This window comes from Streptomyces sp. NPDC001514 (assembly GCF_053597075.1).
In genome coordinates this window covers 51601-68357 of record NZ_JBSFHO010000034.1, presented here as the reverse complement: position 1 = coordinate 68357, position 16757 = coordinate 51601, and the positions used below count along the sequence as shown (strand labels likewise).

General features: G+C 69.7%; 11 protein-coding genes. 3 read left to right on the top strand and 8 right to left on the bottom strand.

The genetic code is table 11. The annotated features are described in order from the left end of the window. Positions 1-8: 8 nt before the first annotated feature. Together ACWCXB_RS29220 and ACWCXB_RS29215 are read right to left on the bottom strand one after the other, a co-directional pair. On the bottom strand, positions 9-1205 hold the full coding sequence (locus ACWCXB_RS29220; RefSeq protein WP_450726746.1) for an erythromycin esterase family protein: 1197 nt from the start codon (positions 1203-1205) through the stop codon (positions 9-11). A gap of 199 nt (positions 1206-1404) precedes the next feature. Then, positions 1405-1533, bottom strand: a complete 129-nt coding sequence (locus tag ACWCXB_RS29215; protein WP_450726745.1) for a hypothetical protein — start codon at positions 1531-1533, stop codon at positions 1405-1407. Between the two features lie 320 nt (positions 1534-1853). Between ACWCXB_RS29215 and ACWCXB_RS29210 the strand changes: the two genes are divergently transcribed. Further along, entirely contained in the window at positions 1854-2855 is a 1002-nt protein-coding gene (locus tag ACWCXB_RS29210) for a helix-turn-helix domain-containing protein (protein ID WP_450726744.1), read from the top strand. A 112-nt stretch (positions 2856-2967) separates the two neighbouring features. Here the strand turns inward: ACWCXB_RS29210 and ACWCXB_RS29205 are convergent, their stop codons facing one another. From ACWCXB_RS29205 to ACWCXB_RS29180, 6 genes are all read right to left on the bottom strand, one after another. Continuing rightward, on the bottom strand, positions 2968-6729 hold the full coding sequence (locus tag ACWCXB_RS29205) for a S8 family serine peptidase (RefSeq protein WP_450726743.1): 3762 nt from the start codon (positions 6727-6729) through the stop codon (positions 2968-2970). Between the two features lie 275 nt (positions 6730-7004). Continuing rightward, positions 7005-7679: a potassium-transporting ATPase subunit C gene (locus tag ACWCXB_RS29200; protein ID WP_450726742.1), complete on the bottom strand. Its 675-nt coding sequence runs from the start codon at positions 7677-7679 to the stop codon at positions 7005-7007. Between the two features lie 5 nt (positions 7680-7684). Next, complete coding sequence (gene kdpB, locus ACWCXB_RS29195) at positions 7685-9829, bottom strand: potassium-transporting ATPase subunit KdpB (RefSeq protein WP_450726741.1); 2145 nt, start codon at positions 9827-9829, stop codon at positions 7685-7687. Continuing rightward, positions 9826-11505 carry a potassium-transporting ATPase subunit KdpA gene (gene kdpA / locus ACWCXB_RS29190; RefSeq protein ID WP_450726740.1) on the bottom strand — a complete coding sequence of 560 codons (1680 nt, stop codon included), beginning with the start codon at positions 11503-11505 and terminating at the stop codon, positions 9826-9828. The genes kdpB and kdpA overlap by 4 nt, the downstream gene beginning before the upstream one ends. A gap of 8 nt (positions 11506-11513) precedes the next feature. Next, positions 11514-11603, bottom strand: a complete 90-nt coding sequence (gene kdpF, locus ACWCXB_RS29185) for a K(+)-transporting ATPase subunit F (RefSeq protein ID WP_329869792.1) — start codon at positions 11601-11603, stop codon at positions 11514-11516. A 237-nt stretch (positions 11604-11840) separates the two neighbouring features. Next, positions 11841-13691, bottom strand: coding sequence for an APC family permease (locus ACWCXB_RS29180; protein WP_450726739.1), 1851 nt, complete (start codon positions 13689-13691; stop codon positions 11841-11843). A gap of 406 nt (positions 13692-14097) precedes the next feature. Between ACWCXB_RS29180 and ACWCXB_RS29175 the strand changes: the two genes are divergently transcribed. Both ACWCXB_RS29175 and ACWCXB_RS29170 read left to right on the top strand, forming a co-directional pair. Continuing rightward, entirely contained in the window at positions 14098-14463 is a 366-nt protein-coding gene (locus tag ACWCXB_RS29175; RefSeq protein WP_450726738.1) for a hypothetical protein, read from the top strand. A 344-nt stretch (positions 14464-14807) separates the two neighbouring features. Then, positions 14808-16757 carry an amino acid transporter gene (locus tag ACWCXB_RS29170; protein ID WP_450726737.1) on the top strand — a complete coding sequence of 650 codons (1950 nt, stop codon included), beginning with the start codon at positions 14808-14810 and terminating at the stop codon, positions 16755-16757.

Here is a 16757-nt window from a genome sequence, read left to right as displayed (position 1 = left end):
CCGTGCCCTCAGGGCAGCAGAGCCGAAATCGTCGAGGAGGCGACATAGGCGAGCCCGTCGTACTCTCGGCCCAGCACAGTAGGGGTCATATCGAAGCGGTACGTCACGCGGGGGACCGATGCGCCGAACGACCGCATGAACTGTCGCTCGTAGAGCCACTGCCTGACCGCGGGCAGCGCCCGGCCGGCGCGGAGGTCGATCAGGTGGTCCTCGGGTGTGGCCGCGGCGAGTTGGGCCTCGACGGACTTCGGGCCCGCCGAGCCGATCCTGTGCCTCCGGGGCGGCCGCGTCGCAGAGTTCCCCGGTCGGGCACGAAAGGCCCCCTCGCCGAACAGCAGACCGAGGGCGTAGTAGCGCTCACCGTAGTGCTTCCTGAGGTACTGCCCCATGGCCGACACGTCTGTGGCGTAGCGACCGTTCGCAATATGGCTGTTATGGGCCCATACGGCCACCTTTCCCGCGGACCGCTCCTTGAGGGAGATCACGTTCTCCGCCATGTAGCGGTCCCGGGTGGCCAGGGCGCCAGCCTCCGCAGTGTCGCCGCGCAGGGGTCGGGTGGCGACGTCAGCCGCTGCCACGATGATGCGCGCATGGCCGAGCGCACGATCGACCGTGTCGGCACCCACGCGTCCGGTGAGTTCGGGCTTGTGCTCTTCGAGGAACCGCGCCAGTTCACGCGCCTCGGCGAGGGTCTCCTTCCCGTGGATCACCCAGGCTCCCGGCCTGGCGTCCACCAGTGCGGCGAGGCGGCCGCTCATGATGTCCGCCCGTTCGGACGCCATCGTGCGCAGCAGTGCGCTGAGCGCGACGAGGGAGGGTGCGCATCGCTGCGGGTCGATACCGACGAAGCGCACGGCACCTTCCCGCGGTGACGTGCGGTTGTGTTCGCGCATCCACTCGACGACGGCGAGCATTTCGCGGGTCCGCCATGTCCAGAAGCCGAGGCCTGCGAGAGCGTCGGCGGCGTCACCGATGCCGTGCAGCACATGGTCGTTCACCGCCTGCGCGGCCGAGACGCTGGCTTCCATGGCCAGGGCTGTGAATCCCATTTCCCGGACGAGGAACCGCAGTATTCGGTGCTTGAGCTGAAAGAACTCGGCAGTCCCGTGCGTGGCCTCGCCCATGCCCAGGACGCACACGTCATTCAGTACGTCCCGCAGCGGCTCGAGATCGTGGTCCGATGTCCCGGCGTGAAGGCTCTCCAACGGTAAAGCGTTCTCTTTGAGCCACCGTTGCACTTCTTCAGCCATCACATCTTCCATCCGCGTCACCTCTGGCTCCGCGATGCCGCGGAGAGGTTCCGTCTTCCGTACCGGTCCGGCAGGGCGGCACGAGACTATTGCTGGTCGGGGGCTGTGTCGACGATCCGGGGTGGGGGCCGGTGTCGAGCGTCGAGGCAGTCCCTCACCCGGACACCAGCGGAAGGTGCCCGTGGGGCTCCAGGCCGAACGCCACCACGGCGCCGACGTCGGTCACCAGCCAGTTCTCCGCGTGGGCGTCGCGGCCCGGGACGGTCCCCGACCCCGCCGCCATCCGGACCCGCTCCCACCAGGCCCGCGAACCAGCTGCCGGCCCTCGCCGAGGCCGGACGGCCGTAGAGGCGGCAGTGGCCAAGGCCGCGCCTCTCAGGGAGAGGCCCTACACCGGCCCGCTGCAGACGCGGTGCACATCTACTACTACGCCCGCCGAGCGGGCACTGCGGCGGTGGGTGACCCGTCGAACCGGGACAGACGGCCGACGGATATGTTCCCCCTGAAGGCGTCTCCTCGTCGGCAGCGGCTTACCGGGTTCGAAGGCAGGCACTGCGAGGGAGTGCGCCGACGCGTTCGGCGAGGGGATGGGAGAGGGACAGCATGCTGGAGACGGTGGGCCTTTCGGCCGCCGAGGCCGACGTGTACCGCGCGCTCGTCGTCGCTGTCGCAATGTCGGCGCGGGAGATCTCCGCCACGACGGGCCTGGACGAGGGGACCGCCGAGCGGTTGCTCGTCGCCTTGGACGAGAAGGGCCTGGCCCGCGGTCTGGAGGGAGAGCCGGGACGGTTCGCCGCCAACCCGCCCGATGTGGCTCTACTCCCGCGGCTCGAACGCCGCGTCGACGACCTCGAGAAGGCGCGCACCGCCATCTCCGAGCTCATGGAGACCTACCGCCGCAGCGCCTGGGCGCGCGGCGCGGGCGAGGTGGTCGAGATCGTCACGGGAGCCGCGGCGCTGCGCCAGCGCCTGCGGCAGGTCCAGGACAGCGCCCGCCACGAACTTCTGTGGTTCTGCAAGGCGCAGTACGTCGCGATGCCGTCGGGTACGAACCAGGCCGAGTTCGACGCCCTGGCCCGTGGCGTCGGCTACCGCGTCCTGTACGAGCAGGCGTTCTTCGACGACTCCGGCTCCGTTGACAACGTAGTCAGAGCCGTGCGCGCCGGGGAGGACGCCCGCGCAGTGCCCGCACTGCCGCTGCGGATGGCGATCGCCGACCGGTCCGTCGCCATCTGCCCCCTGGCACCGGCGGGTTCCGCGGGCAGCCCGCGCGATGTGACGGCGGCCGTCGTCCGCGGCAGCAGCCTGCTGGAGGCGCTCGTCGCCCTCTTCGAGCGCTACTGGGAGGTCGGGGCACCGCTGCGGGTGACCCCGGAGGGCCAGATCGGCGAGACCGGTCTGACGGCCGACGACGCCTCGATCACTCCCGAGGACCAGCACCTGCTGTCGCTGATGGTCGCGGGCATCACCGACGAATCGATCGCCGGACAGCTCGGCGTCAGCAAGCGCACCGTCCAGCGGCGCATCCAGAGCCTGATGAACCTCGCCGGCGTCGCGACCCGTATGCAGCTCGGCTGGCAGGCCGCCCGCCGCAACTGGATCTGAGAACGGCGGTGCGGCCGGCGTGCTTCGCCGGCCGCACCTCCTTCCGGACGGTGCCGCGATCCCCACCCCCACGCGGGCGATCGCGTCACCACACACCGTCCGGGGCCCTCGGCTACCGCACGCCGAACGCGCGGACCACCGTCTGCTCGACCTCGTTGCCCGCGCCGTCCCAGGCCTCGACGCGCAGCGACACGAAATCCGCGTGATGTGTCAGAGCACGGTCCAGCCGCACGTCGTACGTGCCGTTCCCGCGCGGGGAGACGTGCACGGACGTCCAGTGCGCACCGTCGTCCGTCGACGCCCGGACCCGCATGCCCGCGATGCGCGCACCCGTCCAGCCGTCCTGGTGACGCGCCGTGACCTGCAGCGTCGTCGACGACGAACCAGCCACCTGGTTGAGGGTGCTCACCGGGACGTCGTAGTCGAGCAGCACCAGCGGCAGCAGCGCCTCCTGGCCTGCCGCAGGCGGGGCGGACCGGAACGACCAGGACGTGTCGGTCCGCGTGGAGAAGGCCCAGGCCGGCGAGTTCCTGGCCGTCTCCAGCCGCAGCCGGTAGGAGCCCTCGCCCGGCGCGGCCGGGAAGCTGCCCCACGGCTGGGCCTGGTCCGCGACCTGCGTGCCGTCGTGATACAGCCGCGTGCGCACCTCGTCGGTTTCGTCGTCACCGGCGAAGCCGTAGTGACGCCCGTCGCCGTCGGCCAGCTCCGCGAGCCGCAGTGCGAAGGTGTCGCCCGCGCGCACCGAGCGGAAGGCGGGCTTCCCGGCGGGTGCGGTCGGGCGGACCACCGACCCGTACCAGTCCTCCCGCAGCCGCTGACCGGCGGTGTACTGGTGCAGCCCGCCCGTCATCCCGCCGCCGAGGGAGAACATGGTGTTCCACGGCGACTTGTGCGTGACCCTCTCCTGCCACAGTGTGTCGCCCGCGCTGACCGTCTCCACCCGGGTGGAGGCCAGCTTCACGAACGACTGGTTGTCCAGCGTGAACGACGTCATCTGCCAGGGGCGCCAGGCGAAACGCTGCTCGCTGCTCCAGGCCTCGGCTCCGGGCCGGTGGTAGCGGGACTCCACCGTTGCCGTTCCGGACGCCTCCACCGCGTAGGACAGACGGTCCGACACGGCGTCCTTCTCGGTGCACACCAGGTCGTACAGGTAAGGGCTGGACGAGGTGCCCGACAGCTCCAGCGTCGCCGTCGGCTGCCGCTTCAGCCAGGTCACGAGCGCCTCGCCCTGCTCCTGCGGTAGGTGCATCGTGATGAGCGGGTCGCGCTCGCCCGTCGGGTTCCACGGCTTCCACACCGGTCCCGGGAACTCGTTGATGATCAGCAGTGCCGCGGCCCCGGTCTTCGCCACGTCCGCCACCTGCTCGGGGAATCCCCCGGAGGTGCGCATCAGCACGGCCTTGCCGCGCAGGTCCTTGCCGGGCAGAGACTCCGGCTCGGCGAAGACGACCGGCAGTCTGCGTGTGCCGTCCACGGCGGGGGAGTTGTTGAACAGCACGGGGTTCAGCTCGGGGGCCTCGGCCCCCTGGACCCGGGCCGTCAGCCTGGGGGCGACCATCCGCCACCGGGAGTAGAACTCGAAGCTTCCCTTCGCGGGCTTGGCGGTCGGCGTGGCGAACACCGTGCGGACCGAGTCGAAATCGATGGTCGTACTGGCGATCTTCCGGGACCCGAAGGCCCGGTAGGCGCCGAAGTGGATCATCCCCTGCTGCTCGGCCGCCTTGGGGGTACGGACCTGGATGGGCTTCGCCGTACGGGCGTCGAGGACGATCTCCATGTCGGAGTCGAGCTTCAGCTCGGGCCGCATCACGTCGGTGAGCTGCCAGCCCTTGACGTCGAGGCCCGGCACCAGGGCCTTGAGGAAGTACGTGTCCTCGGGGAGCGTCACCCGGGCCGTGCCGTTCATCCACGGAGCGATGAAGCCCAGCACGTCGTAGCGCCGGTCGGAGCCGTACATCTCCAGCCCCGGCACGACAGCGGGGCGCCCTTCGCGGTCGACGAAGTGCATCGTCAGCGTGCGCATCGCGCCCCGGACCGTCATGGCGACGCTGGTGTGCACGGCGGCCGTGCCGTCGTCCGGCACCGCCGTCAGATAGCCGGACCAGCGGCCCTTGGCCGTGTCCGCCGTACGCGCCGTCAGTGGGACCCGCACGGTCTCGCCCGCGGCGACGGTGACCGACGACGAGCCGGCCGTGAAGACGCCGGCGGGCGCCGGCGAGCCGTCGGCGTCCTTCATCTCCAGCGACAGCGCCAGCCGGACCGGCTGCGCGGAGACGTTGGTGTAGGCGATCTCCTTCGTCGCAGTGTCGCCGTCGGCTCCGAGCACGCCGAGGTCCAGCGTCCCGGTGGGGACGACGCTCCGGTCGAACGCCGCGGCCACGTCCATCCGGCCGCCGCCCTGCTCGTCCACGCCCTGACCCGCGACCACCTTCGCCGAGCCGACGAGCGCGTTCTTGATGGCGGCCGCCGTCCACGACGGGTGACGCTGGGCCAGCAGCGCGGCCGCACCGGCAACGTGCGGGGTGGCCATCGACGTCCCGGACGCGGCGGTGTAGAGGTCGTTCTCCGGGGTACCCATCGCCGTGCCCGCCGCTCGCGCGGCGAGGATGCCGACGCCCGGCGCCGTCAGATCGGGCTTGATCGCGTCGTTCGCACCGACGGGGCCACGGCTGGAGAACACGGCGAGCGAGTCGTCCCGGTCGACGGCACCCACGGTCAGGGCGCTCGGGGCCGTGCCCGGCGAGCCGACCGTCTGCGTGCCAGGACCCTCGTTGCCCGCCGCGACGACGAACAGTGTGCCGGTCTCCGCCGTCAGCTCCTCCACCGCGGTGACCAGCGGATCGTCGTCTGCCGCCGGACCGCCGAGGCTCATGTTGACGACCCGGGCACCCGAGTGGGCCGCCCACTCCATGCCGGCCAGGACGTCGGAGTACGTACCGGAACCGGAGTCGTCCAGCACCTTGCCGACGAGCAGCTCGGCGTCGGGCGCGACCCCCTTGCGGGTTCCGTTCGCCGCGGCGCCCGACCCCGCGATCGTCGCCGCCACGTGCGTACCGTGGCCGACGAGGTCGCGGGTGCTGTCGCTCGCACTGAAGTTGCGTGTCTCGCCCAGCCGGCCCGCGAGGTCGGGGTGGGTGGCGTCGACGCCGGTGTCCAGCACCGCGACCTTGACGCCCTTGCCGGTCACCCCGGTCTTCCAGACCTCCGGGGCGCCCACCTGCGGCACGCTGCGGTCCAGCGACACCCGCACCCGGCGGTCGAGCCAGATCTTCTTCAGGCCGCCGGCCAGGCTCGGTGCGGTCGGGACGGTCTGCGCCTTCTGTGCGACGCGGGCACCCGCGCTCCGCGAGGCCTTGTCCGCAGGGCCGCTCACGGCGTCCCAGAAGTGGTCGAGCTCGCCCTTCGTGGCGTCGACGGCCATGCCGTCGACGCTGTTGAGCACCCGTCGGCGCTCCACGCCGACCGGGGCCTGCCGTGCGGACGGACGGGCCGACGCGCCGTAACGCAACAGCAGCGGCAGCGCCTTGGCATGGGAGTCGTCGTACCCCTGCTCGATCAGGCCCGTGACGTCGAAGAGCGCGGCGTCCAGTTGCCCCGAGGAGACGTAGGGAACGGCGAGGAGCGGTGTGACGTGGATCCGGCCGTCGATCTCGCGGGTGCTGAACCCGCCGCCCTCCTCTCCGCGTGCCGGACGCACACTGGCCACCTGGCGGCCGTCCGGGTAACGGCTCACCGTGACACGGTCTCCCGTGATCAGCGTGACGGTGTGGACGGACGGGCGCGGGGCGGCCGTGGCACGGGCCGGTACAAGCTCCTGGGCGACGCCAGGTGCGGCCATGCCCACCAGGACCGCTGTGAGGGTGGCGACGGCCACCGGGCGGTGGTGCGGCGAGGATGGCGCCGGCCGCCACCATCTGTTCGTTGATCTCATGAGGGGAAGAGTGGCGGGACCGGCCCGGCCCGTCAGCACCTGCGCCTGTCCAGCCTCCGCCAAGTCACCTTTACGACACAGCCCCTGGCTGCCGGTCCCGGCGCGGGCCGCTGCCCGCCCCGCCGGCCGGCGGCCTCGTGAGTCGGCGCAGGCGGGAGCCGGCGGGCCTTGGACTCTCCTCGGCCCGTCGACTCCCGTGTGGTGCGATCAAGTGGCCATCAGTGCTTGGTCAGTTCCTTGAGGGCGATGTTGAGCTCGAGGACGTTGACCCGGGGCTCACCCATGAAGCCGAGGATCCGGCCGTCGGTGTGGTCGGCGACGAGCTTCTCGACCTGCTCGACGTCGAGGTTGTTCTTCTCGGCGACCCGGTGGACCTGGAGCTTCGCGTACTCCGGGGAGATGTGCGGGTCCAGGCCGGAGCCGGAGGAGGTGACGGCGTCGGCCGGCACGTCCGAGGGCTTGACCTTGTACGAGGCGGTGGAGTTGTCCTTGATCACGGCGGCCTTGGCGTCCTTGACCCACTGGATCAGTTCCTCGTTGTCGCCGGACCGGTTGGTCGCTCCGGAGAGGATGATCGAGTACTGGGTGTTGACGCTGTTGCTGCCGAGGCCGTTGGAGGGGCGCGGCTGGAACCACTTCAGGTCCGGGACCGCCGCCTCCTCCGGGTCGTTCGGGTTCTTCTTCGGCAGGTTGTAGGTCTGGCCGATGAGTGCGGAGCCGACGACCTTGCCATCGGCCTTGATCTCCGAGCCGTTCGCCTTGTCGCTGAACAAGCCCTGGGCCACTCCCGTGACCAGCAGCGGGTAGATGACGCCGCAGACGACGGTCAGGACGAGGAGGGCGCGGAGCCCGGCCCCGAGCAGCCGTGCAGCGTTTCCGAAGGAGTTGTTCATGGCGATCAGCCGATTCCGGGGATGAGGGAGATGAGCAGGTCGATGAGTTTGATGCCGATGAACGGGGCGATCAGGCCGCCGAGTCCGTAGATCCCGAGGTTGCGGCGGAGCATCCTGTCCGCGCTCATCGGCCGGTACTGCACGCCCTTCAGGGCGAGCGGCACCAGCGCGATGATGATCAGCGCGTTGAAGATGACCGCGGACAGGATCGCGGACTCCGGGGAGGCCAGACCCATGATGTTGAGCTTGTCCAGGCCCGGGTAGGCGATCGCGAACATCGCGGGGATGATCGCGAAGTACTTCGCCACATCGTTGGCAATGGAGAAGGTCGTGAGCGCGCCGCGGGTGATGAGGAGCTGCTTGCCGATCTCGACGATCTCGATGAGCTTGGTCGGGTTGGAGTCGAGGTCCACCATGTTCCCGGCCTCCTTGGCGGCCGAGGTACCGGTGTTCATCGCCACGCCGACGTCCGCCTGGGCCAGCGCCGGGGCGTCGTTCGTACCGTCGCCCGTCATCGCGACGAGCTTGCCGCCGGCCTGCTCACGCTTGATGAGCGCCATCTTGTCCTCGGGAGTGGCCTCCGCGAGGAAATCGTCGACGCCCGCCTCCTCGGCGATCGCCTTCGCGGTCAGCGGGTTGTCACCCGTGATCATGACGGTCTTGATGCCCATGCGGCGCAGCTCGTCGAACCGCTCGCGCATGCCGTCCTTGACGACGTCCTTGAGGTGGATGACGCCGAGCACACGGGCGCCCTTGTCGTCCTCGACGGCGACCAGCAGCGGCGTACCGCCCGCTTCGGAGATCCGGTCGGCGATCGAGTCGGCGTCGTCGGAGACGACTCCGCCCTGCTCCTTGACCCACGTGATGACCGAACCGGCTGCGCCCTTGCGGACGCTGCGGCCGTCGACGTCCACGCCGGACATACGGGTCTGGGCGGTGAAGGCGATCCACTCGGCGTGGGCCAGCTCGCCCTGGTGGCGCTCACGCAGCCCGTACTTCTCCTTCGCCAGAACGACGATGGAACGCCCCTCGGGGGTCTCGTCGGCGAGCGAGGAGAGCTGGGCGGCGTCCGCGAGTTCGGCGGCGGTGGCGCCGTCGACCGGGACGAACTCGGCGGCCTGGCGGTTGCCCAGGGTGATGGTGCCGGTCTTGTCGAGCAGCAGCGTCGACACGTCACCGGCGGCCTCGACCGCCCGGCCCGACATGGCCAGCACGTTGCGCTGGACCAGGCGGTCCATGCCCGCGATGCCGATCGCCGAGAGCAGCGCGCCGATGGTGGTCGGGATGAGGCAGACCAGCAGGGCGACAAGGACGATCATCGAGGTCTGCTCGTCGGCGCCCGCGTAGATCGCGAACGGCTTCAACGTCACCACGGCCAGCAGGAAGACGATGGTCAGCGAGGCGAGCAGGATGTTCAGCGCGATCTCGTTGGGCGTCTTCTGCCGGGCCGCACCTTCGACCAGGTTGATCATCCGGTCGATGAACGTCTCACCCGGCTTCGTCGTGATCTTGATGACGATCCGGTCGGACAGCACCTTCGTACCACCGGTGACGGCCGAGCGGTCGCCGCCGGACTCGCGGATGACGGGGGCCGACTCGCCGGTGATCGCCGACTCGTCCACCGACGCGACGCCCTCGACGACGTCACCGTCGCCGGGGATGATGTCGCCGGCCTCACAGACGACCAGGTCGCCGATGCGCAGCTCGGTGCCGGGCACCCGCTCCTCGGTCTTCCCGTCCTTGGTCAGGCGGCGGGCGACGGTGTCGGTCTTGGCCTTGCGCAGGGTGTCCGCCTGCGCCTTGCCGCGGCCCTCGGCCACGGCCTCCGCCAGGTTGGCGAAGATCGTGGTCAGCCACAGCCAGGCGGCGATCGCCCAGCCGAACCAGTCCTCCGGGTCCTTGATGGCCAGCGCGGTGGTGACCACCGAGCCGATCAGGACGACGAACATCACCGGGGACTTGATCATCACCCGGGGGTCGAGCTTGCGGATCGCGTCCGGGAAGGACTTGACCAGCTGCTTGGGGTCGAAGAGGCCGGCGCCGACGCGCCCGGCGTCGGGCTTGTGGCCGGTCGGCACATCGCTGTGGGGCGCCCGGGTCGGGGTGGCGGTGGACATCGAGTCCTCTGGCTTCTTTACGTTGGTGGTCATGACGCCAGCCCTTCGGCGAGCGGGCCCAGCGCGAGGGCCGGGAAGTAGGTCAGACCGGTGATGATCAGGATCGTGCCGACCAGCAGACCCGCGTAGAGCGGCTTATCGGTGCGCAGGGTGCCCGCGGTGGCGGGGACGGGCTTCTGCTCGGCGAGCGAGCCGGCCAGCGCCAGGACGAACACCATCGGGAGGAACCGGCCGAGCAGCATGGCCAGACCGATGGTGGTGTTGAACCACTGCGTGTCGGCGTTGAGACCCGCGAAGGCCGAGCCGTTGTTGTTGGCGCCCGACGTGTACGCGTAGAGGATCTCGGAGAAGCCGTGCGCGCCACTGTTGGTCATGGAGTTCGCCGGGGTCGGCAGGGCCATGGCCGCGGCGGTGAAGCAGAGCACCAGCGCCGGGGTGATGAGGATGTAGAGGGCCGCCAGCTTGATCTCGCGGGTGCCGATCTTCTTGCCCAGGTACTCGGGCGTACGGCCGACCATCAGACCGGCGATGAACACGGCGATGATCGCCATGATCAGCATGCCGTAGAGGCCGGAGCCGACGCCGCCGGGCGCGATCTCGCCCAGCATCATGCCGAGCATCGTGATGCCCCCGCCCAGGCCGGTGAACGAGGAGTGGAACGAGTCCACCGCTCCGGTCGAAGTGAGTGTGGTGGAGACCGCGAAGATCGACGAGGCGCCGATGCCGAAGCGGGTCTCCTTGCCCTCCAGGGCGCCGCCGGCGATCTCGAAGGCCGGGGCGCGGCCCGCGAACTCGGTCCACCACATCAGCAGCACGAAGCCGACCCAGATGGTGGCCATCGTGGCCAGGATCGCGTAGCCCTGCTTGACCGAGCCGACCATCTTGCCGAAGGTGCGGGTCAGGGCGAACGGGATCAGCAGGATCAGGAAGATCTGGAAGAGGTTCGTGAACGCGTTCGGGTTCTCGAAGGGGTGGGCCGAGTTGGCGTTGAAGTAACCGCCACCATTGGTGCCCAGCTCCTTGATGGCCTCCTGGGAGGCGACGGCGCCGCCGTTCCACTGCTGCGAGCCGCCCATGCCGTGCCCGTTCAAGAATTGGCCGACCTCGTGGATTCCGGCGAAGTTCTGGATGGCACCGGCCGCGACCAGGACGATCGCTCCGACGACGGAGATCGGGAGCAGGATGCGGACGGTGCCACGGACCAGGTCGGACCAGAAGTTGCCCAGTTCACCGGTGCGGGAGCGGGCGAAGCCGCGGACGAGCGCCACCGCGACCGCGATACCCACGGCGGCGGAGACGAAGTTCTGCACCGCGAGGCCGCCGGTCTGGACGACGTGGCCCATGGCCTGCTCGCCGTAGTACGACTGCCAGTTGGTGTTCGACACGAACGACGCGGCGGTGTTGAACGCCTGGTCCGGGTCGATGGAGGAGAAGCCGAGCGAGCCGGGCAGGCTGCCCTGGACGCGCTGGAGCAGGTAGAGAAACAGGACGCTCACGGCGGAGAAGGCGAGGACACCGCGCAGATAGGCGGGCCAGCGCATCTCGGCGTTCGGGTTGGCGCCGATGCCCTTGTAGATCCACTTCTCGACGCGCAGGTGCTTGTCGGAGGAGTACACGCGGGCCATGTAGTCGCCGAGCGGGCGGTACGCCAGAGCGAGCGCGGCGATCAGCGCGAGCAGCTGGAGCACGGCGGCGAGGAGGGGGCTCATATCTGTGCTCAGAACCTCTCCGGCTTGACGAGGGCGAGGACGAGGTAGCCCAGCAGGGCGGCGGCAACGATCAGGCCGACGATGTTTTCGGCGTTCACAGCTTTGCCACCCCCTTGGCGATGAGAGCCACCAGCGCGAAAACCGCGATCGTGGTGACGACGAAGGCCACGTCGGCCATCGTGAGCTCCTGGATGAGATTCGGATTCTCGGACCAGTAGAGAAAACCGCTTTTCAGCCACGACTCGGCTTCCGTTAACGGGCCTCTTACGGGCTCCCCTGCGCTCTTGACGCATCCCGTACGACCTCGCGCGTCGGGCGGCGACCCGCCTTGACGGTCAGGGCAGATCGGACAGCCGGAAGCGCAGTCGGCAGATCACGGCGTTCGTCTCGCGGCGGACGGCGTGTGCGACGACCGCGCCCCGCTGGTTCTGCAGCATCCGCTGCCACAGACGGGCCGGCTCGACCTCGGGGATGAGCACGGTGATGCGGGTGCCAGGGTCGGCGGCTGCCAGTTCCCGGACGTACGCCGCCAGCGGTCGGCCGATGGTGCGCCGGGCCGAGGGAACGCGGACGAGCGGGACGCCGGGATTCCACAGGTCCCAGTCCCGGGCCAGTGCTTCGGTCTGCGCGCTGTCCTCGGGGTCGGGGTGGCACACGGTCACCGCGCGCACCTCGTCACCGAGTGACACCGCGGCGGTCAGGGCCTCACTGGTGAGCCGGGTCAGTGAGGAGACCGGGACCAGAACCAACGAACGGTCACGGTGTGGGGGTTCGGGGATGCGGCCGAGCCCGAGGCGCTCGCCGATCCTGCCGTAGGCGCGGTGGACACACTCGAACCCGGCGACCATCAGCGGTAGTGCGACGACGATCAGCCAGGCGCCGTCGTGGAACTTGGTGGCGGTGACGATGACCGCGCTGACACCCGTGAGCAGCGCGCCCAGTCCGTTGAGTACCGCCTTGCCGGCCCATGACCGGCCGCGGACGCCGAGCCAGTGCAGAACCATTCCGGTCTGGGCGATGGTGAAGCCCACGAAGACGCCGATCGCGAAGAGCGGCACGAGGGTGTTGGTGTCGCCGCCGGAGAAGAGCAGCAGCGCGGCGGAAACGGCAGCGAGGGCGAGCACGCCGTGCCGGTGGACCTGACGGTCGGCCTTGAGGCCGAAGACGTGCGGCAGGTAGTTGTCGCGGGCCAGGAGTTTCAGCAGGACGGGCAGTCCGCCGAAGGACGTGTTCGCCGACAGGGCCAGCAGCACCATGGTGGCGAACTGGATCACGTAGAAGGCGAGGTTGTGGCCGAGGGACGCGTCGGCGAGCTGCGCCAGCACGGTCACGCCCTCGACCGGCTGGAGCCCGAAGCGGGAGATGAGTACGGACAGGCCGATCAGCATCACACCGAGGAGCGCACCGAGCGCGACCTCGGCGCGCTGGGCGCGGCGGACGGCCGGGGCACGGAAGGAGGGGACGGCGTTGGCGATGGCCTCGACGCCCGTCAGCGCCGAGCAACCCGAGGCGAAAGCTTTCAGCAGGAGCAGCGCGCCGACGGTGGTGGCGCTGTCCGCGAGTACGGCGGCGTGGCCGGCGGCCGCCTCGGTGCTCGCCGGGGCGTCGCGGAAGAGGCCGACCACAATGAGCACCAGGATGGAGCCGATGAAGACGACCGTCGGCACGATGAACGCCTTCGCCGAGTCGACGATGCCCCGCAGGTTCACTGCGGTGATCAGTACCAGCACACCGAGGCACAGCCACAGCCGGTCGTCGTACACCTCGGGGAAGGCCGAGGTCAGCGCGGCCACGCCGGCGGTGACGGCGACGGCGACGTTGAGGACGTAGTCCAGGACCAGGGAGGCGGCCGCGACCAGGCTGGTACGGCGGCCCAGGTGTGCCTTGGCGACCGCGTAGCTGCCGCCGCCGTCGGGGAAGGCGGCGATCACCTGCCGGTACGAGGCGACCAGCACGGCCAGCAGTCCCGCGATGGCCAGTGTGACGGGGAGCGTGAAGCCGAGCCCGTGGCCGCCCGCGGCGGCCAGGACCAGGACAATCGCTTCGGGCCCGTATGCGACCGAGGCCATCGCATCGAGCGAGAGCGCGGCCAGGCCGGTGACGGCGGTGAGCTTGTGGCGTGCGCCGGTATCCGGGGGTTCCTCTGCGCTGGGCGCAATGCCGGTCTCGGTGGTCAGGACGGACATGGCGGGTGAGCTCCTTTGTTCCAGGTCCGCTCAGGGTGTCCCCGTATCCGGTCGGCTCTGCTTGGCTCTGGCGGGTTCTCGGCGCGAATCGGCAATGTCTTCACGCGTTCTTGACGAGGGCCGTCAGGAGGGCATCAAAGCTGGCCGACACCACGTCAGTGCTTCATCAATGCACCCGGGCGCGAACCCCTGGTGCCCTTAGCGTCGGCTGCATGGAACGGGGCACACGATCCGTTCCGGGGCGCGACGCCGACCGTGTGGAGCCCCCCCCGGACAGCACGCTTCGGATACCGACTCGACCGGTGAACTACGGGCCACGATCGGCTGCGCCGCACTGCTCCTTGCCCTGCTCCTGCTGATCGACGGCGCTGCAGGCGGCCTCACCGCCCCACGTGCCCTCCTGTGGATGGGACTCGCCACCCTTCTGTTCGTGGTGCTGCTGCCGCCACGAGTGACGGCCGGCGAGGGCTGGCTCGCCTCGCGCACCCTCCTGAGGAAGCGGCGCGTGAGAACCGACCAGTTGGTAGCCGTCCGCTGGTCCGACGGTGTCGCGCAGCGACTGGTCCTGCGCGGTCTGGACGGCGGACGGGTCGAACTGGACCCACGGGTACTCATCGCGAGTCCTCAGCTGTGGCGTCAGCTGGACGCGGGCGCCCGCACCTCTCTCGGCCGGGGAACGCTGCTGTGCGGGGCGACCGCGTTGAAGGTGTTGTCGCGGCGGATCGACGGCGAGACCGCCCAGACGGTCTTCAAGGTCCCCGGCCTGGACTGACGGCAGCGGCAGCTATGAGCGTGATTGCGCCATATGTGAGATGCCGTAGGAATCCCTAACGCTTTCTTGACGCCCCTCCGAGACACCGGAGCTGTGCGGCCCGACGAGGCGTGCACGCATCCCCGCGGGCAGCCATTCACGTCTGCCATGCCGGGCTTGAGTGGATTCGGGGGCCTCCGCGTCCTCTCCCGCACGCGTCTGCTCCGTCACGCACCGTCTCGACGGACCCTGACACCCGCCTCTTGGCGCGCGGGGACCGAGTGGGCCGGCGGGTCATTCCTGCATACGCTGATCGCGCCGTCTCTGTGATGGCCGGAATCGTTCACCGTAAATCAGGAGCACAGATGGCCACCCCCGTCCAGGCCCGTACGAGCCGCCTGCGCGCGTGGATGCTGGAGGGCCTGTCCGACATGGCCAGGCACCAGAAGGGGGCGCACGCCGAGCCCGAGCCCGCGCACAAGGGGCAGCGGTGGTGGCGGGTCATGTGCCTGACCGGCGTCGACTACTTCTCCACCCTGGGCTATCAGCCCGGCATCGCCGCGCTCGCGGCGGGACTGCTCTCCCCGGTGGCCACCATCGTGCTGGTGATCGTCACCCTGGCCGGCGCGCTGCCTGTGTACCGGCGGGTGTCCGAGGAGAGCCCGCACGGTCAGGGCTCGATCGCCATGCTGGAGCGCCTGCTGTCGTTCTGGAAGGGCAAGCTGTTCGTCCTGACCCTGCTCGGCTTCGCCGCCACCGACTTCCTCATCACCATCACCCTGTCGGCGGCGGACTCCTCCATCCACCTGCTGGAAAACCCGCACGTGCCCGGCTTCCTCCACGGACAGCAGATGCTCGTCACCCTGCTGCTGATCGCACTGCTCGGGGCGGTCTTCCTCAAGGGCTTCCTGGAGGCCATCGGCGTCGCCGTCGCCCTCGTCGGGGCCTACCTGGCCCTGAACGCCGTCGTCGTGGCCGTGGGCCTGTGGCACATCGCCACCGAGGCACACGTCGTCACCGACTGGTCCACCGCCCTGACCACCCAGCACGGAAACGTTGTGGCCATGATCGGCGTGGCACTCCTGGTCTTCCCCAAGCTGGCCCTCGGCCTGTCCGGCTTCGAGACCGGCGTGGCGGTCATGCCTCACGTCGAGGGCGAACCCGGCGACACCCACGAGAAGCCCGCCGGACGCATCCGCGGCACCAAGAAGCTGCTGACCACCGCCGCACTGATCATGAGCGTCTTCCTGATCGCCACCAGCTTCATCACCACCCTGCTCATCCCGGCCAAAGAGTTCGAGCCGGGCGGCCAGGCCAACGGACGCGCCCTCGCCTACCTCGCGCACGAATACCTCGGAAACGTCTTCGGCACCGTCTACGACGTCGCCACCATCGCCATCCTCTGGTTCGCCGGCGCCTCCGCCATGGCCGGACTGCTGAACCTGATGCCCCAGTACCTCCCCCGCTACGGCATGGCCCCGCACTGGGCGCGCGCCGTGCGGCCCATGGTGATCGTGTTCATCCTGGTGGCGTTCCTCGTCACCTGGATCTTCAACGCCGACGTCGACGCCCAGGGCGGCGCCTACGCCACCGGCGTCCTCGTCCTGATCTGCTCCGCGGCGATCGCGGTGACCATCGCCGCCAACCGCGCCGGGCAGCGAGGCTGGACGATCGCCTTCGCCGCCATCTCGGCAGTCTTTCTCTACACCACCGTCCTCAACGTCATCGAACGGCCCGACGGTGTGAAGATCGGCGCCTGCTTCATCGCCGGCATCATCATCCTGTCCCTGGCCTCCCGCCTCGCCCGCGCCTTCGAGCTGCGCGTCACCGGCGTGGCCCTGGACGACATGGCCGAGCGCTTCGTCCGCGACATCTCCCACCGCACGATCCGCTTCATCGCCAACGAGCCCGACCAGCGCGACGTCGCCGAGTACCGCGACAAGATCCACCAGATCCGGGCCGACAACGACGTCCCGACAGGAGACGACTTCGTCTTCGTCGAGGTCACCGTCGGCGACCCCTCCGAGTTCGAGGCCGGCATGAACGTACGCGGCGAGGTACTGCACGGCCGCTACCGCGTCCTGACCCTGGAAAGCTCCTCCATCCCCAACGCCCTGGCCGCACTCCTCCTCCACGTACGCGACGCCACCGGCCAGCGCCCCCACATGTACTTCGAATGGTCCGAGGGCAACCCCTTCGCCAACTTCCTCCGCTTCTTCCTCTTCGGCCAGGGCGAGGTCGCCCCCGTCACCCGCGAGGTCCTGCGCGAAGCCGAACCCAACCGCGCGAACCGACCCCGCGTCCACGTCGGCTGA

Bases quoted from the DNA above. Each gene is read 5' to 3' on its own strand.
- ACWCXB_RS29215 (WP_450726745.1), bottom strand. From the start codon at position 1,533: ATGGCGGCGGGGTCGGGGACCGTCCCGGGCCGCGACGCCCACGCGGAG.
- ACWCXB_RS29170 (WP_450726737.1), top strand. From the start codon at position 14,808: ATGGCCACCCCCGTCCAGGCCCGTACGAGCCGCCTGCGCGCGTGGATG.
- ACWCXB_RS29175 (WP_450726738.1), top strand. From the start codon at position 14,098: ATGGGACTCGCCACCCTTCTGTTCGTGGTGCTGCTGCCGCCACGAGTG.
- ACWCXB_RS29210 (WP_450726744.1), top strand. From the start codon at position 1,854: ATGCTGGAGACGGTGGGCCTTTCGGCCGCCGAGGCCGACGTGTACCGC.
- ACWCXB_RS29200 (WP_450726742.1), bottom strand. From the start codon at position 7,679: ATGAACAACTCCTTCGGAAACGCTGCACGGCTGCTCGGGGCCGGGCTC.
- kdpA (WP_450726740.1), bottom strand. From the start codon at position 11,505: ATGAGCCCCCTCCTCGCCGCCGTGCTCCAGCTGCTCGCGCTGATCGCC.
- ACWCXB_RS29180 (WP_450726739.1), bottom strand. From the start codon at position 13,691: ATGTCCGTCCTGACCACCGAGACCGGCATTGCGCCCAGCGCAGAGGAA.
- kdpB (WP_450726741.1), bottom strand. From the start codon at position 9,829: ATGACCACCAACGTAAAGAAGCCAGAGGACTCGATGTCCACCGCCACC.